The organism is Rhizobium sp. SRDI943, from assembly GCF_057653695.1.
Map to the genome: position 1 here is coordinate 1,361,186 of NZ_CM172787.1, position 18,504 is coordinate 1,379,689.

At 60.6% G+C, this 18,504-nt stretch carries 15 protein-coding genes; 14 read left to right on the forward strand and 1 reads right to left on the reverse strand.

The window, feature by feature from the left end; translation table 11 throughout:
- Positions 1–11 precede the first annotated feature (11 nt).
- From nuoI to AC245Y_RS06965, 13 genes are all read left to right on the forward strand, one after another.
- A complete protein-coding gene (gene nuoI / locus AC245Y_RS06905; RefSeq protein WP_003547385.1) occupies positions 12–503 on the forward strand; it encodes an NADH-quinone oxidoreductase subunit NuoI in 492 nt (163 codons plus the stop codon).
- A 144-nt stretch (positions 504–647) separates the two neighbouring features.
- A complete protein-coding gene (locus AC245Y_RS06910; RefSeq protein WP_003547387.1) occupies positions 648–1,262 on the forward strand; it encodes an NADH-quinone oxidoreductase subunit J in 615 nt (204 codons plus the stop codon).
- Positions 1,263–1,285: 23 nt separating this feature from the next.
- Entirely contained in the window at positions 1,286–1,594 is a 309-nt protein-coding gene (gene nuoK, locus AC245Y_RS06915) for an NADH-quinone oxidoreductase subunit NuoK (protein WP_003547388.1), read from the forward strand.
- A 7-nt stretch (positions 1,595–1,601) separates the two neighbouring features.
- Complete coding sequence (gene nuoL, locus AC245Y_RS06920) at positions 1,602–3,602, forward strand: NADH-quinone oxidoreductase subunit L (protein ID WP_012756967.1); 2,001 nt, start codon at positions 1,602–1,604, stop codon at positions 3,600–3,602.
- The gene (locus AC245Y_RS06925) at positions 3,602–5,113 is read left to right on the forward strand and encodes an NADH-quinone oxidoreductase subunit M (protein ID WP_017993623.1); all 1,512 of its coding nucleotides are present in this window, start codon (positions 3,602–3,604) and stop codon (positions 5,111–5,113) included. The genes nuoL and AC245Y_RS06925 overlap by 1 nt, the downstream gene beginning before the upstream one ends.
- Before the next feature lie 18 nt (positions 5,114–5,131).
- Positions 5,132–6,577: an NADH-quinone oxidoreductase subunit NuoN gene (gene nuoN / locus AC245Y_RS06930; protein WP_012756969.1), complete on the forward strand. Its 1,446-nt coding sequence runs from the start codon at positions 5,132–5,134 to the stop codon at positions 6,575–6,577.
- On the forward strand, positions 6,577–7,341 hold the full coding sequence (locus AC245Y_RS06935) for a biotin--[acetyl-CoA-carboxylase] ligase (protein ID WP_012756970.1): 765 nt from the start codon (positions 6,577–6,579) through the stop codon (positions 7,339–7,341). Before nuoN ends, AC245Y_RS06935 begins: the two co-directional genes overlap by 1 nt.
- Positions 7,342–7,358: 17 nt before the next feature.
- Positions 7,359–9,029 (forward strand): ribonuclease J, encoded by a 1,671-nt coding sequence (locus AC245Y_RS06940; protein ID WP_012756971.1) that lies wholly within the window; start codon positions 7,359–7,361, stop codon positions 9,027–9,029.
- A gap of 2 nt (positions 9,030–9,031) precedes the next feature.
- Positions 9,032–9,436, forward strand: coding sequence for a methylmalonyl-CoA epimerase (gene mce, locus AC245Y_RS06945; protein WP_012756972.1), 405 nt, complete (start codon positions 9,032–9,034; stop codon positions 9,434–9,436).
- 113 nt (positions 9,437–9,549) lie between these two features.
- Complete coding sequence (locus tag AC245Y_RS06950) at positions 9,550–9,825, forward strand: DUF1467 family protein (protein ID WP_012756973.1); 276 nt, start codon at positions 9,550–9,552, stop codon at positions 9,823–9,825.
- A 590-nt stretch (positions 9,826–10,415) separates the two neighbouring features.
- On the forward strand, positions 10,416–11,738 hold the full coding sequence (gene proS, locus AC245Y_RS06955) for a proline--tRNA ligase (protein WP_017993624.1): 1,323 nt from the start codon (positions 10,416–10,418) through the stop codon (positions 11,736–11,738).
- Between the two features lie 15 nt (positions 11,739–11,753).
- Entirely contained in the window at positions 11,754–13,058 is a 1,305-nt protein-coding gene (locus AC245Y_RS06960; protein WP_012756975.1) for a lipoprotein-releasing ABC transporter permease subunit, read from the forward strand.
- A 14-nt stretch (positions 13,059–13,072) separates the two neighbouring features.
- Positions 13,073–13,756 (forward strand): ABC transporter ATP-binding protein, encoded by a 684-nt coding sequence (locus AC245Y_RS06965; protein ID WP_012756976.1) that lies wholly within the window; start codon positions 13,073–13,075, stop codon positions 13,754–13,756.
- A gap of 273 nt (positions 13,757–14,029) precedes the next feature.
- Here AC245Y_RS06965 and AC245Y_RS06970 read toward each other — a convergent pair whose 3' ends face one another.
- Positions 14,030–14,494 (reverse strand): DUF5680 domain-containing protein, encoded by a 465-nt coding sequence (locus AC245Y_RS06970; protein ID WP_012756977.1) that lies wholly within the window; start codon positions 14,492–14,494, stop codon positions 14,030–14,032.
- Between the two features lie 504 nt (positions 14,495–14,998).
- On the opposite strand from AC245Y_RS06970, the gene dnaE reads away from it, so the two are divergent.
- Complete coding sequence (gene dnaE / locus AC245Y_RS06975; protein WP_017993625.1) at positions 14,999–18,496, forward strand: DNA polymerase III subunit alpha; 3,498 nt, start codon at positions 14,999–15,001, stop codon at positions 18,494–18,496.
- Positions 18,497–18,504: the final 8 nt, after the last annotated feature.

An 18,504-nucleotide genomic window follows, 5' to 3' on the forward strand; every position in this document is an offset into this window, starting at 1 on the left:
GGAGGTTGAAGATGGCAAGCTTGTCCGGCTCCATCAGCTCGCTGTTTCTCAAGGAATTCGTCGGCGCGTTCTTTCTGTCGATGCGCTATTTCTTCCGCCAGAAGGCGACGATCAACTATCCCTTCGAAAAGGGTCCGGTTTCCCCGCGTTTCCGCGGCGAGCATGCGTTGCGCCGTTATCCGAACGGCGAGGAACGCTGCATCGCCTGCAAGCTCTGCGAGGCGATCTGTCCTGCCCAGGCGATCACCATCGAGGCCGGTCCGCGCCGCAATGATGGCACGCGCCGCACGGTGCGCTACGACATCGACATGGTGAAGTGCATCTATTGCGGCTTCTGCCAGGAAGCCTGCCCGGTCGACGCGATCGTCGAAGGCCCGAATTTCGAATTTGCGACGGAAACCCGCGAAGAGCTCTACTTCGACAAGGCGCGGCTTCTGGACAACGGAGACCGGTGGGAGCGTGAAATCGCTCGCAACATCGCGATCGACTCGCCGTACCGCTGATTGAGATTTTGAAATGCCGCGGTGGGGCGCAGTTGCTCCTGTCGCGGTCAATATGCACAGGAGCTTTGCCGGTTAGCGCCAGCGAAAGCTCCATCGGGCAGGGAAACTCCCGGCTGCCCGGGGGAAGATGAAAAAGGCACCAACATGGGTCTGCAGGCTCTATTTTTCTATCTTTTCGCCTTTGTCGCGGTGGCGTCGGCGTTCATGGTTATCTGGGCGAAGAACCCGGTTCACTCGGTTCTGTTCCTGATCCTGGTGTTCTTCAATGCGGCTGGCCTCTTCCTGCTGCTCGGTGCCGAATTCCTGGCGATGATCCTGCTTGTCGTCTATGTCGGCGCCGTCGCCGTCCTCTTCCTCTTCGTGGTGATGATGCTCGATATCGACTTCACCGAACTGAGGGCCGGCGTTCTCGAATATGCGCCGATCGGCGGGCTGATCGGGGTGATCCTCGCAGCCGAGCTGATCGTCGTCATCGGCGGCAGCGTCATCTCGCCTGAGATCGCCAAATCAGTCGCCATGCCGATCCCGGCGCTAAGCGAGCGCACCAATACGGCCGCCCTCGGCGACGTGCTCTACACTAACTACGTCTATTTCTTCCAGATCGCCGGTCTGGTGCTTCTGGTCGCCATGATCGGTGCGATCGTGCTGACGTTGAGACACCGCACCAACATCAAGCGGCAAAATATTCCGAGGCAGGTTGCCCGCACGCCCGCCACCGCCGTCGAGGTGGTTTCGGTCAAGCCCGGGCAGGGCGTCTAAAGGCAGGTCAAGGAACAAAGAACATGGTCATCGGACTTTCCCACTACCTGACGGTCAGCGCCATCCTCTTCACGCTCGGCGTCTTCGGCATCTTCCTGAACCGGAAGAACGTCATCGTCATCCTGATGTCGATCGAACTGATCCTGCTCGCCGTCAACATCAACATGGTCGCCTTCTCCTCCTTCCTGAACGACATCGTCGGCCAGGTCTTCGCGCTGTTCATCCTGACGGTCGCGGCTGCCGAAGCGGCGATCGGTCTTGCAATTCTCGTTGTCTTCTACCGCAACCGCGGCTCGATCGCGGTCGAAGACGTCAATATGATGAAGGGCTGAGTGGCTCATGTTCCTCTATAAGGCTATCGTCTTTCTTCCCTTGATCGGTGCGATCGTCGCCGGCCTTTTCGGCCGCGCCATCGGCGCCAAGGCTTCGGAATATGTCACCAGCGGCCTGATGATCATCGCCGCCATCCTGTCTTGGGTCGTCTTCTTCACCGTCGGCATGGGTCATGCCGAAGGCGGCCCGATCAAGGTCGAGGTGCTGCGCTGGATCCAGTCCGGCGGCATCGACGTGTCCTGGTCGCTGCGTGTGGATACGCTGACCTCCGTCATGCTGATCGTCGTCAACACGGTCTCGACGCTGGTGCACGTCTATTCGATCGGCTACATGCATACCGATCCGCATCGCCCGCGCTTCTTCGCCTATCTCTCGCTCTTCACCTTCGCCATGCTGATGCTGGTGACCGCTGACAACCTTGCCCAGATGTTCTTCGGCTGGGAAGGCGTCGGTCTCGCCTCCTATCTGCTGATCGGCTTCTGGTTCAAGAAGCCGTCGGCGACGGCCGCGGCGATGAAGGCCTTCATCGTCAACCGCGTCGGCGACTTCGGCTTCGTGCTCGGCATTGCCGGCGTCTTCGTGCTGTTCGGCTCGATCAACCTCGACACGATCTTCGCCAATGCCTCGAACTTCGCCCCGCATGAAGGCGGCGGCGAAGCGGGCGAGGTGATCCTCAATCTCTTCGGCATGCAGCTCGACAAGGCGCATGCGCTGACCGGCATCTGCCTGCTGCTCTTCATGGGCGCGATGGGCAAGTCGGCGCAGTTCCTGCTGCACACCTGGCTGCCTGACGCCATGGAAGGCCCGACCCCGGTCTCGGCCCTCATCCATGCCGCCACCATGGTCACCGCCGGCGTCTTCCTCGTCGCCCGCATGTCGCCGCTCTTCGAATTGTCGCCGGATGCGCTGGTTGTCGTCACCGTGATCGGCGCGATCACCGCCTTCTTCGCGGCAACCGTCGGCCTGGTGCAGAACGACATCAAGCGCGTCATCGCCTATTCCACCTGCTCGCAGCTCGGCTACATGTTCGTAGCGCTCGGGGTAGGGGCCTATGGCGCGGCGATCTTCCATCTTTTCACGCACGCCTTCTTCAAGGCGCTGCTCTTCCTCTGCGCCGGCTCGGTCATCCATGCCGTCGATGGTGAGCAGGACATGCGCTACATGGGCGGCCTGCGGCCGCACATCAAGGTGACGTTCTGGATGATGATCATCGGCACGCTGGCGATCACCGGCGTCGGCATTCCCTTCACGCCGATCGGCTTCGCTGGCTTCTTCTCCAAGGACGTGATCATCGAGGCGACTTATGCATCGCATTCGCCGGTCTCGGGCTTTGCCTTCTCACTGCTGGTCATCGCGGCTCTGTTCACCAGCTTCTATTCCTGGCGCCTGATCTTCATGACCTTCTTCGGCAAGCCACGCGCCTCGCACGAGGTGATGCACCACGTGCATGAGTCGCCGCAGGTCATGCTTGTGCCGCTCTATCTGCTGGCGATCGGCGCAGTGCTTGCTGGCGTGATCTTTGAAGGCCGGTTCTACGGCGAGGAATATGCCGAGTTCTGGAAGGGGGCGCTCTTTACCGGCGCCGAGAACGAACTGGTCGAAGAGTTCCACCATGTTCCGGCGCTCGTGGCTTTGAGCCCGTTCATCGCCATGGTGCTCGGTTTCGTCACCGCCTGGTACATGTATATCCGCTCGCCGCAGACGCCGCGCATCCTGGCGCAGCAGCACCGCGTGCTCTACCAGTTCCTGTTGAACAAGTGGTATTTCGACGAACTCTACGACTTCCTCTTCGTCCGCTCCGCCAAGGCGCTCGGCCGCTTCCTGTGGAAGAAAGGTGATGTCGGAGTCATCGATACCTATGGCCCGAACGGCGTCGCCGCTCGCGTCGTCGCCGTCACTGATCGCGTGGTCCGCCTGCAGACCGGTTACCTCTATCACTACGCCTTCGCCATGCTGATCGGCATTGCGGCGCTCGTTACCTGGATGATGCTCGGGAGTTCCTTCTGATGACCGATTGGCCTATTCTTTCAACGGTCACCTTCCTGCCGCTCGTCGGCGTGGTGCTCCTGCTATTGATGAACGGCGAGAGCGAAACCGGCCGGAAGAACGTGCTGTGGATCTCGCTGATCACTACCGTCTTCACCTTCGTCGTCTCGCTCTTCATCTGGATCGGCTTCGACAATGCTAATCCGGGCTTCCAGATGCTCGAGAAGCATGACTGGCTCGGCACCGGCATTGGCTACCACCTCGGCGTCGACGGCATCTCGATGCTGTTCGTCATCCTGTCGACCTTCCTCATGCCCTTCTGTGTGCTGGCGAGCTGGCTCTCGATCGAGAAGCGCCTGAAGGAATACATGATCGCCTTCCTCATCCTCGAAACGATGATGATCGGCGTCTTCGTTTCGCTCGATATCGTGCTCTTCTACGTCTTCTTCGAGGCGGGCCTCATTCCGATGTTCCTGATCATCGGCGTCTGGGGCGGCAAGGACCGCGTCTATGCGAGCTACAAGTTCTTCCTCTATACGCTGCTCGGCTCGGTGCTGATGCTGCTCGCCATCATGGCGATGTACTGGCAGGCCGGCACGACCGATATCACCGCGCTGCTCGCCTACAAGTTCCCGCCGGCGCTGCAGACCTGGTTATGGCTTGCCTTCTTCGCCTCCTTCGCGGTGAAGATGCCGATGTGGCCGGTCCATACCTGGCTTCCCGATGCCCACGTTCAGGCGCCGACGGCTGGCTCGGTAATCCTGGCCGGTGTGCTGCTGAAGCTCGGCGGCTACGGTCTCATCCGCTTCTCGCTCGGAATGTTCCCGGTGGCGTCCGATTATTTCGCGCCACTGGTTTTCGCACTGTCTGTGATCGCCATCATCTACACCTCTCTGGTGGCGATGATGCAGGACGATATCAAAAAGCTGATCGCCTATTCCTCGGTGGCGCACATGGGCTATGTGACCATGGGCATCTTTGCCGCCAACATGCAGGGTGTTCAGGGGTCGATCTTCCAGATGCTCTCGCACGGCATCGTCTCCGGCGCGCTCTTCCTCTGCGTCGGCGTCGTCTACGATCGCACCCATACCCGCGAGATCAACGCCTATGGCGGCCTCGTCAACAACATGCCGAAATATGCCGTGGCGATGATGGTCTTCACCATGGCCAATGTCGGGCTTCCCGGCACGTCGGGCTTCGTCGGCGAATTCCTGACGCTGATCGGTGTCTTCCGCGTCAACACCTGGGTAGCGCTCTTTGCCGCCACCGGCGTCATCCTCTCGGCTGCCTACGCGCTCTGGCTTTATCGCCGGGTGATCTTCGGCGCGCTGGAGAAGGAAAAGCTGAAGGCGCTGCTCGATCTTTCTCCACGCGAGCAGCTGATCCTTTACCCTCTGGTCGCGCTGACCATCTTCTTCGGCGTTTATCCGGCTCCGGTCTTCGATGCGACGGCCGCCTCGGTGGATCTGCTGGTCAACAACTACACGGCCGCCGTGCACGCAGCGCAGAATGTTGCGCTGTCTATGAAATGATGACGGGACTTATTGGACATGACCGCTGAAACAATTCTCCTCAGTCTGCATCTTTCCGTGCCGGAGCTCATCCTCGCGGTCGGCGCCCTTGTCCTGTTGATGGTCGGCGTCTTCTCAGGCGAGCGGTCGGGCCTTGTCGTCACCGGCTTGGCGATCGTCCTGCTCCTGGCCTCCGGCCTGTGGCTGCTCTTCGTGCCCGCAGAAGGCCTTGCCTATGGCGGCGTCTACATGGCCGACGGCTTCTCGCGCTTCATGAAGCTGGTGGCGCTGATCGGTTCGCTGGTCGCCATATTCATGTCGATCGGCCACGCCCGTGAAAATCAGCTCGACAAGTTCGAGTTCCCGGTTCTCCTGGTGCTCGCGACCCTTGGCATCCTGCTGATGATCTCGGCCAACGACCTGATCTCGCTCTATCTCGCGCTGGAACTGCAATCGCTGGCGCTCTATGTCGTCGCAGCGATCAACCGTGACAGCCTGAAGTCGACCGAAGCCGGTCTGAAATATTTCGTCCTCGGCGCGCTTTCCTCCGGCATGCTGCTCTATGGCATGTCGCTGGTCTACGGCTTCACCGGCCACACCCACTTCTCCGAAATCGCCCAGGCGCTGTCCGTCGAGGGCGCGCGTTCGCTCGGCCTGATCTTCGGCTTGGTCTTCATCCTCGCCGGCATCGCCTTCAAGATCTCGGCCGTTCCCTTCCATATGTGGACGCCGGATGTTTACGAAGGCGCGCCGACACCGGTCACCGCATTCCTTGCCGCAGCACCCAAGGTTGCTGCCATGGCGATGATGACCCGTATCGTCATCACCGCCTTCCAGCCGGTTCTGGCGGACTGGCAGCAGGTCGTCGTCTTCATCTCGATCGCCTCGATGCTGCTCGGCTCGTTTGCTGCGATCGGCCAGAAGAATATCAAGCGACTGATGGCCTATTCCTCGATCGGCCACATGGGTTATGCGCTGGTCGGTCTTGCCGCCGGCAACCAGACCGGCGTCACCGGCGTCATGCTTTACATGGTCATCTACATGGTCATGACGCTCGGCACCTTCGCGATCATCATGTCGATGCGCCGCAAGGACGGCACCGTTGTCGAAAATGTCGACGATCTCGCCGGCCTCTCCACAACCAACCCGTTCATGGCCGTGGTGCTGACGGCGTTGATGTTCTCGCTCGCCGGCATCCCGCCGCTCGCCGGATTCTTCGCGAAGTACTTCGTCTTCGTTGCCGCTATCGAAGCCAAGCTCTATGCGCTCGCCATCATCGGCGTTCTCGCCTCGGTCGTCGGCGCCTACTACTATCTGCGCGTCATCAAACTGATGTGGTTCGATGAGGCGACCGGCGAATTCGCCCGTGTCTCCGGAGCGCTGCGTCTGGTCTTCGGTCTCTCCGGTTTCTTCGTCACCGCCTATGTCCTCATCGGCGGCCCGATCGGCGGCGCGGCAGAGCTTGCCGCTGCGACGCTCTTTTGATGGCTTCCGACGGACGGCGCCGGATATCGCTCGGCGATTTCAGGCACGAGGCTCTGTCGGAAACATCGTCTACCAACAGCGAATGCCTCGCCCGGGCTCGGGCGGGCGATGGCGGTAATCTCTGGGTGACCGCCGAGAGGCAGACGGGCGGTCGCGGCCGCCGCGGCAGGCTCTGGGTTTCCGAGCGCGGCAATCTCTACGCTTCTCTTCTCCTGATCGACCCGGCGCCTATGGAGCGACTGGGCTCGCTGCCGCTGGCGATCGCCGTTGCCGTGCACCAGGCGATCCGCAGGGTGTTGCCACTGGGCGCCGAACCGCTCGAGGTCAAATGGCCGAACGATATCCTCATCGGCCGAAAGAAGACCTGCGGCATTCTCGTTGAAGGCGAGGGGCTCCCGGATGGCCGTTACGCGCTGATCGTCGGCATCGGCATCAATATCTCGGTAATGCCCGACAATCCGCTCTACCCCGTTACCTGTCTGCGTCAGCAGGGAAGTGCGGCTTCGCCGGAAGAACTCTTCGCGCATCTCTTCGCCGCCGCGGCGGAAGTGCTTGAAATATGGGATCAGGGCCGTGGCGTCGGCGAGATCACGACGCTCTGGCGCGCCATCGCCTGCGGCATCGGCGAAAAGATTACGGTCAATTTGCCGGACCGATCGATTTCCGGACAATTCGCCGGAATTGATGATAATGGCTTGTTGATGCTCGATACCGGCGCTGGCAGGATAATGCCCATTGCTGCCGGTGATGTGTTTTTTGGTTAGCGGAAAAAACGAAAATTATGGCGAAACAGGACGAACTGGTATTCCTGCCTCTGGGCGGTGTCGGTGAGATTGGCATGAATCTCGCTCTCTACGGCTACGGCCCGCCCGAGCATCGCCAGTGGATCATGGTCGATTGTGGCGTCACTTTTCCGGGGCCTGACCTGCCGGGCGTCGACCTCGTATTGCCCGATATCCGCTTCCTCGCCAGCGAACGAAAGAACCTCAAGGCGATCATTATCACCCATGCGCATGAAGACCACTATGGTGCGCTCGCCGACCTCTGGCCCGGCCTCAACGTGCCGGTCTATGCCTCTGGTTTTACATCAGGTCTGCTTGAAGCCAAGCGTAATTTCGAGAAGTCTAAGATCGGCGAAGTGCCGGTGACGCCGTTCAAGGCCGGCGATACGATCAATGTCGGCCCCTTCAGCATCGAAGGTGTGGCCGTCAACCATTCGATCCCCGAGCCGATGTCGTTGATGATCCGCACGCCGGTCGGCAATGTCATCCATACCGGCGACTGGAAGATCGACCACGAGCCTTCGCTCGGGCCGCTGACCGACGAGACACGTTTCCGCCAGCTCGGCGATGAGGGCGTGCTAGCGCTGATGTGCGATTCCACCAATGCGCTGCGCGACGGTGTTTCGCCCTCCGAGAAGGATGTGTCGGAAAGCCTGCGCAAGATCATCGAGAATGCCGAGGGCCGGGTGGCGATCACCACCTTCTCGTCGAATGTCGGGCGTATCCGCACCGTTGCCGAAGCTGCCGAGGCGGCAGGCCGCGAAGTGCTGCTGCTCGGTAGTTCGCTGAAGCGCGTCGTCAACGTCGCCCAGGATATCGGCCTGATGGAAGGCGTGAAGCCCTTCATCTCCGAGGACGAATACGGCTACATCCCGCGCGACAAGGTCGTCGTCATCCTGACCGGCAGCCAGGGCGAGGCGCGGGCTGCCCTTGCCAAGCTCTCGCGCGACGAGATGCGCAATGTGGCGTTTGCGGCAGGCGATATCGTCGTCTTTTCCTCGCGCGCCATTCCCGGCAACGAGAAGGCGATCCAGGACATCAAGAACGGCCTCGTCGAGCAGGGTGTGCACATCATCACGGATACCGAGGCGCTGGTCCACGTTTCCGGTCATCCGCGCCGCAACGAGTTGCAGCGGATGTATGAGTGGACGCGGCCGAAGATCGTCGTGCCGGTGCATGGCGAGGCAACACATCTGACGGCGCATAAGGAACTTGCCGAGCAATCCGGCATCGCACTGGTGCCGCGAGTGCGCAACGGCGATATCCTACGGTTGGCGCCGGGTCCCGTCGAGGTGATCGGCGAGGCGCCGCATGGCCGGATTTATAAGGACGGCACGCTGATCGGCGATTTCGACGAGATGGGCATCGGCGAGCGCAAGAAGCTCTCCTATGTCGGCCATGTCGCGGTCAACGTCGTGCTCGACGCCCGCTATGACATCGTCGGCGAACCCGACCTCATTTCGATCGGCCTGCCGACCTACGATGACGAGGGCGAGGATATGGAGGATACGCTCTTCGACGCGGCGGTCAGCGCCATCGAGAGCATTCCGCGCGCCCGCCGCAAGGATATCGACATGCTGCAGGAGGCCGTGCGCCGCGCCATCCGCTCGGCCGCGAACAACACCTGGGGCAAGAAACCTCTTGTCACCGCCTTCGTCACCAAGGTCTGACCATGCTCGGCCGGGTCAACCATATCGCCATCGCCGTGCCCGATCTGGCCGCGGCGACGGCCGCCTATCGCGATACGCTGGGCGCTGCCGTATCGCAGCCGCAGACTCTGCCGGAACACGGCGTCACCGTCGTCTTCGTCGAATTGCCGAACACCAAGGTCGAATTGCTGCAACCGTTCGGCGATACTTCGCCGATCGCAGCCTTCCTCGAAAAGAACCCATCCGGTGGCATGCACCACATCTGCTACGAGGTGGACGATATCCTTCTTGCCCGTGACCGGCTGGTCGCGGCGGGCGCAAGGGTGCTTGGCGATGGCCAGCCGAAGATCGGCGCGCATGGCAAGCCGGTACTCTTTCTGCACCCCAAGGATTTCTTCGGCACGCTGATCGAACTCGAACAGGCCTGAGCCCTGCTGCGGCAGAGTGACCCGAGGGCGGCTAAACGTTTCGCCGGCTTTGAATTGGTCGCCATTCCGCCGTATAAGGACGCGATATCAGCGCGGCATCAACGGGAACCATAATGCTCCAGATCGTTCTTCAGGGATTTGCCGTCTACTTCATCATCTGGTGGATGACGCTTTTTGCCGTCCTGCCGATCGGCCTGCGCACCCAGGCGGACGACAACGACGTCGTGCTCGGCACGGTTCCGAGCGCGCCAACCCGGTTTCGCGCCGCTTTCGTGTTTTCGCTGACAACGTTGATTTCGGCCGTGGTCTACGGCCTCTGGTACGTCTGCGACACCTATTTCGGCTGGGGCTTCGATGCGCTGCCGCAACTCGGCCCGAGCTTCTATTAAGCGTGGCTTTTGCTCAAACTTTGAGCAGATGTAAACTTATTGAAAGCGAAATTTCGTCATACCAGTGTCATACTGTTGCGGCAAAGAGCTCTCGTAACGGAATGATGGCCATCCCCTTACGGAAGTCGGCTGGATTTCTGGATGGGATGGGGCCGAAAAGCCAAAAAAAAACAAGGCTAAAAGCCTTGTTTTAAGTATCGCGTGATCTGTAACCGTTGCCGGGGCTGCGACGAGCGCGCCTAAGATCTGATCCTCCCAAGACTTGACCGCGAATTCGGCAAGAATTTAACTTCCTGCCTGTTTTGTGAGCTAAAACTAGCTCAAACATTGGGCTTTGTCATCAGCTTTTTTTGCATTTTTGCTACACTCTAGCAAAATTTTTCTGTTGACAAGATTTTGGTTCAAGTCCTTATAAACACGCGCTTTTTTATGCCCTTTCATTTTGCGGGTGCGAACATGCGCTTCCGGGAGGTTGCCGGCATCCGTTGCGGGTTTCCTTCCTGCCGCGAAGCGGCTATGAACGCTCCCGACATTAACAATGGTCTTTCGATTCCGCCTGCTGCGGGATCTCAACCGCTCCGGAATCCGCCATGCGTCTGTCCCGCTATTTCATGCCCATCCTCAAGGAAAACCCCAAGGAAGCGGAAATCGTCTCCCACCGGCTGATGCTGCGCGCCGGCATGATCCGCCAGCAGTCGCAGGGCATCTATTCCTGGCTGCCGCTCGGCAAGCGCGTGCTCGACAAGGTCAACGCCATTATCCGCGACGAGCAGAACCGCGCCGGCGCCATCGAGCTGTCGATGCCGACCCTGCAATCGGCCGAACTCTGGCAGGAAAGCGGCCGCTACGACGCCTACGGCAAGGAGATGCTGCGCATCAAGGACCGCCAGGATCGGCCGATGCTCTATGGTCCCACCAATGAAGAGATGGTGACGGATATTTTCCGCTCTTCCGTCAAATCCTATAAGGACCTGCCGCTCAATCTCTATCACATCCAGCTGAAGTTCCGCGACGAGATCCGCCCGCGCTTCGGCACCATGCGCTCGCGCGAATTCATGATGAAGGATGCCTATTCCTTCGACCTGACGCGCGAAGGGGCGGAGCATTCCTATAACAAGATGTTCGCCGCCTACCTGCGCACGTTCGACCGGCTCGGCCTGCGCGCCATTCCGATGCGCGCCGACACCGGCCCGATCGGCGGCAAGCTCAGCCATGAGTTCATCATCCTCGCTGACACCGGCGAATCCGAAGTCTTCTGCCACAAGGATTTCGTCGATTTCGATATTCCTGGTGCACACACGGATTTCGACAGTGTCGAGGGCCTGCAGGCGATCTTCGACAAATGGACCTCGCTCTATGCTGCGACCTCGGAAATGCACGACGAGGCGGCCTTCAACGCCGTTCCGGAAGGCGACCGCCTGTCGGCGCGTGGCATCGAGGTCGGCCATATCTTCTATTTCGGCACGAAATATTCCGAGCCGATGGGTGCGAAAGTGCAGGGACCTGATGGCAAGGAACACTTCGTTCACATGGGTTCCTACGGTATCGGCCCGACACGCCTTGTTCCCGCCATCATCGAAGCATCGCATGACGACAACGGAATCACCTGGCCGGCATCGGTCGCTCCCTTCGATATCGTTGTGATCAACATGAAGGCGGGCGATCAGGCCTGTGACGATACTTGCGAGCTGATCTATGCCGCGCTGACCAAGGCCGGCAAGGATGTGCTCTACGACGATACCGATGATCGGGCCGGTACGAAATTCGCGACCGCCGACCTGATCGGTGTGCCCGTCCAGATCATCGCCGGCCCGCGCGCGGTCGCCAACGGCGAAGTTGAAGTGAAGGACCGCAAGACCGGCGCCCGCGAAACGATGACCATCGAAGCGGCGATCAACCGGTTCGTGGCTTAAGGAAACGGAGGCGAAATGGCAGACGCAGCAGTGGACCGGAGTTCAAAATCCGGCTTGGGTCCGGCTGGCAAGCCATTTTCCACCTTCGAACGCCTCGTGGCGTGGCGTTATCTGCGCGCCCGTCGCAAGGAGGCCTTCATCTCGGTGATCGCCGGCTTCTCCTTCGTCGGCATCATGCTGGGCGTTGCGACACTGATCATCGTCATGGCCGTCATGAACGGCTTCCGAACCGAGCTCGTCTCGCGCATCCTCGGCATTAACGGCCACATGATCGTCCAGCCGGTCGACGGCCCCTTCACCGATTATCCTGTCCTCAGCAGCAAGCTCGCCGCGGTGCCGGGCGTCAAGATGGCGCTCCCCTTGGTGGAAGGTCAGGTGCTCGCTTCGGCCCAGGCCGGCGGCAGCACCGGCGCTCTGGTGCGCGGCGCCCGCGCCGAGGACCTGACCAAGCTTAAGACGATCTCTGACAACATCAAATCAGGCGACATGGTGGGTTATGCCTCCGGCCAGGGTGTGCTGATCGGCACCCGCATGGCCGATCAGCTCGGTCTGCGCGTCGGCGACCTCATTACGCTGACGTCGCCAGATGGCGACATTACGCCGATGGGCGTCAGCCCTCGCATCAAATCCTACAAGATCTCCGGCCTCTTCGAGATCGGCATGTCGGAATATGACTCCTCGATCATCTTCATGCCGCTCGAGGAAGCGCAGCTCTATTTCAATGCCGAGGGACTGGTGCAGTCGATCGAGCTGTTCGTCGATCACCCTGACGATATCGACAATCTGCGGCCCAAGGTGGAGGAGGCGGCCGGCCGCCAGATCGCCATCACCGACTGGCGCCAGCGCAACCAGACCTTCTTCTCGGCGCTGCAGGTCGAGCGCAACGTCATGTTCATGATCCTGACGCTGATCGTGCTCGTCGCGGCGCTGAACATCATCTCCGGCCTCATCATGCTGGTGAAGGACAAGGGCAGCGATATCGCCATCCTGCGCACCATGGGTGCCAGCGCCGGCGCAATCATGCGCATCTTCTTCATGACCGGCGCGGCGATCGGCATCGTCGGCACCGTTGCCGGTGTGCTGCTCGGCGTTCTCGTCTGCGTCAACATCGAATCCGTCCGCCAGTTCTTCTCCTGGATTTCAGGCACCGTGCTCTTCAATCCGCAGGTCTATTTCCTCAGCCAGCTGCCCGCCGAGATGGATCTCAGCGAAACGATCTCGATCGTTGCCATGGCGCTGACGCTCTCCTTCATCGCGACCATCTTCCCGGCCTGGCGTGCCTCCAGGCTCGATCCGGTGCAGGCCCTGCGCTACGAATAAGGAATGCCGCCTTCATGAAACGCAACGTCGTTCTCAAGCTTACCGGCGTCGAGCGCCATTACGGGCAGGGCGATACGCTGCTCTCGATCCTGAAGGGCGCAGATTTTTCGATATCGAAAGGGGAGACTGTCGCTCTCGTCGCCCCTTCCGGCACCGGCAAGTCGACACTGCTGCATATCGCCGGCCTGCTGGAGCATCCGGACGGCGGTGAAGTCAACATCAACGGCCATGCCTGCGACGGCTTGAGCGATGAGAAACGCACCGCCATCCGCCGCAGCGAAATCGGCTTCGTCTACCAGTTCCACCACCTGCTGCCGGAATTTTCGGCACTCGAAAATATCATGATGCCGCAGCTGATCGCCGGGCTTTCCTGGAAGGAAGCCGGAGAGCGGGCCGGCCAGCTTCTCGACTACATGCGCATCGGCCATCGTGGCTCGCATCGCCCCGGCGAGCTTTCCGGCGGCGAGCAGCAGCGCGTTGCGATTGCCCGTGCCGTCGCCAATGCGCCGACCCTGCTTCTTGCCGACGAGCCGACCGGCAATCTCGACCCGGAAACGGCAAGCTACGTGTTCGAGGCGCTGGAAGCGCTGGTGCGCCAGTCGGGCCTTGCTGCCCTTATCGCTACCCATAACCACGAGCTCGCCCGCCGCATGGATCGGCGTGTGACGATCTCTGACGGCAAGATCGTCGATTTCTGAGACTGCGGTCCATGGCTGTCAGGTTGACGCCGATGATTGCCCCTCAGAACTAACCTACCGGGGTCGAGCCACTGGCCTCGCCCCGTCTTTCGGACCCCGTAAATGGGGCGAGGGGACGTGCCATGCGAGAGATTGGCGAGGAACTGAAGGGTCGCGGCATATCCTCTTCGCCCCGTTTACGGGGAGAAAGGTGGCGGCAGCCGGACGAGTGGCTGATCTCGCCGACCTCCTGGCGGGACATTATGCACTTAACAGGACAGCAGTGGGCCACGATCAGGGGATAACCAGTCCGCCGCGGTAGTCGAGCATATAGGCCTTCTGGCCATCGACCATGATGCATTCACTGCCGCTGAACCGCTCGCAGCTGCCTTCGCTGCGGTCGATATAGCGGCCGAGCGGATGGTCGAATTCCATTCCGCCAAGAAACCGCCCCTCTCGATACATCGCCGAAAGTGCTGTCTTGATCACCGTCCCGGCTGCTGCGCCGTCGATGAGATCAGGCGCAATGACGCAGCCAAAATAATTCATCGCCCAGACGGGCTCGTCGGCAAGCCACACCACTTCCTGTCCGGCGAAATCCGTGCCGCCGAAATAGCTGTCGAGATAGCGCCAGTCGCCGCGTTCGTAACCGATATCGTGGGAGCTCGGCCGGCAGGGCGCGCGCGCCGCGCCGCCGCCCACATAGGTCGTAGCCTTCGCCTCCACGATGAATTCGTTCAGCATCGCAATATCGAGCATGTCATTCTCCTCTCGGCCCGATGTTGGCAAATAATCCCTGGCATGTAAAGAACAGAAAGTGAACATAGGCCGGGAGTAGTGGAGTCGCTCTGAGGAGGGCTGCCGCCTGAGCACCATGACCGATCAGCGGCGGATCGGGAAAGGGCAAGGCTGCTGCCGATCACCTCGATCGCCGGCCCTCTAGCCGATTCGTCGCCTATTTCCTGGGATCTTCAAACACAAGAAAGGAGGAAAAGATTCCTGTTGACAATAGAACATACATGGAACAAATTGAAAACATAACGAGTAAAGGAGAGCCCGATGACTGACATGATCCGTGATATCGCAGCATTCACCTCCATCGCAATGTTCGTTGCCAGCTTCTCGCTCATCGTCATGGCGCTCTAAAGTTTTCAGGGGACCGCATGGCAATCATGCGGTCCGGACGCGGGACTTCTTCTGGACATCATCGCCCTCTATGCCGACAATGCGTCCGATTCATTCGGGTGATTGGGAAGGCATGTCATGGCGGATACGGCAAAGGGTTCAACGGGTGAGGCGATCGGCGGTACGCCGGGTTTCATCCACCTGAGGGTCCATTCCGCCTATTCGCTTCTCGAGGGCGCTCTGCCGCTGAAGAAGATCCTCTATAAGGCGACCGGCGACAGCCAGCCGGCGATTGCAATTACCGACACCAACAATCTGTTCGTCGCCCTCGAATTCTCCCAGAAGGCGATGGAGGAAGGCCTGCAGCCGATTATCGGCTGCCAGGTCTCGATCGACATGGGAGACGGGTTGGAAACGGAAAAGCGCGGCGGCCAGCAGGCCCTGGTCAAGCTGCCGGCGATCGTTCTTCTCGCTGCGACGGATGCCGGTTACGAACGGCTGGTCGATCTCGTCAGTCGGGCCTATCTCGGCGGCGAAAGCAACCAGGCCGTTCATATCAGTGCCTCCTGGCTGGAGGAGGCAGGCACGGAAGGGCTGATCGCATTGACCGGCGCGCTGACCGGGCCGGTCGACGTGGCCATCAAGGAAGGCCATCCCGCTCAGGCGGAAGCCCGGCTGCTCACGCTGAAGCGTCTCTTCGGCGACAGGCTCTATGTCGAGCTGCAGCGGCACGGCACCTATGACAAGCGGCACGAGCAGAAGATTATCGGGCTCGCCTATGCCCACGACCTGCCGCTGGTTGCGACCAACGAGGCCTTCTTTCCGACCCGCGACGATTACGACGCCCATGATGCGCTAATGGCGGTCGCGCACAACGCCATCGTCTCCGACGACAGCCGCTTTCGCCTGACGCCGGATCACTATCTGAAGAGCCGGGCCGAGATGGTCAAGCTCTTCGCCGACCTGCCGGAAGCGCTGGAAAATACGATCGAGATCGCCACGCGCTGCTCCTTCGTGCTGAAGACCAGAAAGCCGATCCTGCCACGCTTCACCGGTGCGACCGACGATGCCGAGGAGGCCGAACGCGCCGAGGCGAGCGAGCTGCGCCGCCAGGCGGTCGAAGGGCTGGACATGCGGCTTGCAACGCTCGGCATGTCGGCGGGTTACGAGGAAAAGGACTATCGCGAACGGCTGGATTTCGAGCTTAGCGTCATCGAGCGCATGCGGTTTCCCGGTTACTTCCTGATCGTTGCCGACTTCATCAAATGGGCCAAGCAGCATGACATTCCGGTCGGTCCCGGCCGTGGTTCGGGCGCCGGGTCGCTGGTCGCCTATGCCTTGACGATCACCGACGTCGATCCCTTGCGTTTTTCGCTGCTATTCGAGCGCTTCCTCAATCCGGAACGCGTCTCGATGCCGGACTTCGACATCGATTTCTGCCAGGACCGCCGCGAAGAGGTGATCCGCTACGTCCAGGCCAAGTATGGCCGCGAGCAGGTGGCGCAGATCATCACTTTCGGTTCGCTGCAGGCGCGCGCCGCCCTTCGTGACGTCGGCCGTGTGCTGGAAATGCCCTATGGCCAGGTCGACAAGATCTGCAAACTCGTACCGAACAACCCGGCTAATCCGACGCCGCTGTCCAAAGCGATCGAGGAGGAGCCGAAGCTGCAGGAGGAGGCGGCGAAGGAACCTGTTGTCGCGCGCCTGCTCGATATCGCCCAGAAGATCGAGGGGCTTTACCGCCACGCCTCGACTCACGCCGCCGGTATCGTCATTGGCGACCGGCCGCTTTCCAAGCTGGTGCCGATGTATCGCGATCCGCGCTCCGATATGCCGGTCACCCAGTTCAACATGAAATGGGTCGAGCAGGCGGGCTTGGTCAAATTCGACTTCCTCGGCCTGAAGACGCTGACGGTGCTGAAGGTCGCCGTCGATTTCGTCGCCAAGCTCGGCGTCAAGGTTGATCTCGCGGCCATTCCTCTCGACGACAAGAAGACCTACGAGATGCTGTCGCGCGGCGAGACGGTCGGCGTGTTCCAGGTGGAAAGTGCCGGCATGCGCAAGGCGCTGATCGGCATGAAGCCGGACTGCATCGAGGACATCATCGCGCTGGTGGCGCTCTATCGTCCCGGCCCGATGGAGAACATCCCGACCTACAATGCCCGCAAGCACGGCGACGAAGAGCTGGAATCGATCCATCCGATGATCGACCACCTGCTCAAGGAAACCCAGGGCGTCATCGTTTATCAGGAACAGGTGATGCAGATCGCCCAGGTACTATCAGGCTATTCGCTGGGGGAAGCCGACCTTCTGCGTCGCGCCATGGGTAAGAAGATCAAGGCTGAGATGGACCAGCAGCGCGAACGCTTCGTCGTTGGCGCCGTTAGGAATGGCGTATCGAAGCCGCAGGCCGACAATATCTTCGAACTGCTGGCGAAGTTCGCCAATTACGGCTTCAACAAGTCGCATGCCGCCGCCTATGCCATCGTCTCCTACCAGACGGCCTACATGAAGGCGCATTACCCGGTCGAATTCCTCGCCGCTTCGATGACGCTCGACATGTCCAACACCGAAAAAGTCAATGATTTCCGCCAGGATGCCAAGCGCCTCGGCATCGAGGTGATCGCACCCTCGGTGCAGAGCTCCTTCCGCCATTTCGAGACCGGCGACAACCGCATCTATTACGCGCTCGCCGCCCTCAAGGGTGTCGGCGAATCCGCCGTCGACCATATCGTCGAGGTGCGCGGCGACAAGCCCTTTGCCAGCATTGAGGATTTCTGCCTGCGCATCGATCCGCGTCAGGTCAATCGTCGCGTGCTCGAAAGCCTGATCTATGCCGGCGCCTTCGATTGTTTCGACATGGACCGCGCCCAGCTGGCAGCCGGCCTCGACCGTGTTCTCGGTTATGCCCAGCGTGCCCAGGAGAACAAGCTGAGCGGCCAGTCGGACATTTTCGGCAGCACGCTGACGTCGGGGCCTGAGAAGATCTCCCTGCCGCCGTTCTCGCCCTGGCTCCCCTCCGAGCGGCTGCTCAAGGAATTCCAGGTGCTGGGCTTCTATCTGACGGCCCACCCGCTCGATTCCTACAACAACATCCTGCAGAAGATGCGGGTGCAGACCTTTGCCGAATTTTCCGCCGCCATCAAACAGGGCGCGGCCAATGCGCGCCTTGCCGGTACCGTCATCTCGAAGCAGGAGCGCAAAACCCGCACCGGCAACAAGATGGGCATCATCGTCTTCTCCGATTCTTCGGGCCAGTTCGAAGCGGTGCTGTTTTCGGAAATGCTGAACCAGTATCGCGACGTTCTCGAGTCGGGAAAATCCTTCGTGCTGACCGCGACAGGCGAGGAGCGGCCGGAGGGCATCGGCCTGCGCATCCAGACGATCCAGTCGCTGGAGGAAAAGTCGCTGCAGATGCAGAAGGCGCTGCGCGTCTATGTCCGCGATTCCGGACCGCTGCGGATGGTTGCCGGCCATCTGAACGCCAAGGGCGACGGCCTCGTTTCCTTCATCGTCATCAAGGAGGATGGCAAACGCGAGGTGGAAGTGGCGCTGTCGGAGAAATACCGCATCACGCCGGAGATCGCCGCCGCCCTTCGTGCCGCCCCCGGCGTCGTCGACGTCGAACTGGTTTGATCAGCCCC

Bases quoted from the DNA above. Each gene is read 5' to 3' on its own strand.
- nuoI (WP_003547385.1), top strand. From the start codon at position 12: ATGGCAAGCTTGTCCGGCTCCATCAGCTCGCTGTTTCTCAAGGAATTC.
- AC245Y_RS06910 (WP_003547387.1), top strand. From the start codon at position 648: ATGGGTCTGCAGGCTCTATTTTTCTATCTTTTCGCCTTTGTCGCGGTG.
- nuoK (WP_003547388.1), top strand. From the start codon at position 1,286: ATGGTCATCGGACTTTCCCACTACCTGACGGTCAGCGCCATCCTCTTC.
- nuoL (WP_012756967.1), top strand. From the start codon at position 1,602: ATGTTCCTCTATAAGGCTATCGTCTTTCTTCCCTTGATCGGTGCGATC.
- AC245Y_RS06925 (WP_017993623.1), top strand. From the start codon at position 3,602: ATGACCGATTGGCCTATTCTTTCAACGGTCACCTTCCTGCCGCTCGTC.
- nuoN (WP_012756969.1), top strand. From the start codon at position 5,132: ATGACCGCTGAAACAATTCTCCTCAGTCTGCATCTTTCCGTGCCGGAG.
- AC245Y_RS06935 (WP_012756970.1), top strand. From the start codon at position 6,577: ATGGCTTCCGACGGACGGCGCCGGATATCGCTCGGCGATTTCAGGCAC.
- AC245Y_RS06940 (WP_012756971.1), top strand. From the start codon at position 7,359: ATGGCGAAACAGGACGAACTGGTATTCCTGCCTCTGGGCGGTGTCGGT.
- mce (WP_012756972.1), top strand. From the start codon at position 9,032: ATGCTCGGCCGGGTCAACCATATCGCCATCGCCGTGCCCGATCTGGCC.
- AC245Y_RS06950 (WP_012756973.1), top strand. From the start codon at position 9,550: ATGCTCCAGATCGTTCTTCAGGGATTTGCCGTCTACTTCATCATCTGG.
- proS (WP_017993624.1), top strand. From the start codon at position 10,416: ATGCGTCTGTCCCGCTATTTCATGCCCATCCTCAAGGAAAACCCCAAG.
- AC245Y_RS06960 (WP_012756975.1), top strand. From the start codon at position 11,754: ATGGCAGACGCAGCAGTGGACCGGAGTTCAAAATCCGGCTTGGGTCCG.
- AC245Y_RS06965 (WP_012756976.1), top strand. From the start codon at position 13,073: ATGAAACGCAACGTCGTTCTCAAGCTTACCGGCGTCGAGCGCCATTAC.
- AC245Y_RS06970 (WP_012756977.1), bottom strand. From the start codon at position 14,494: ATGCTCGATATTGCGATGCTGAACGAATTCATCGTGGAGGCGAAGGCT.
- dnaE (WP_017993625.1), top strand. From the start codon at position 14,999: ATGGCGGATACGGCAAAGGGTTCAACGGGTGAGGCGATCGGCGGTACG.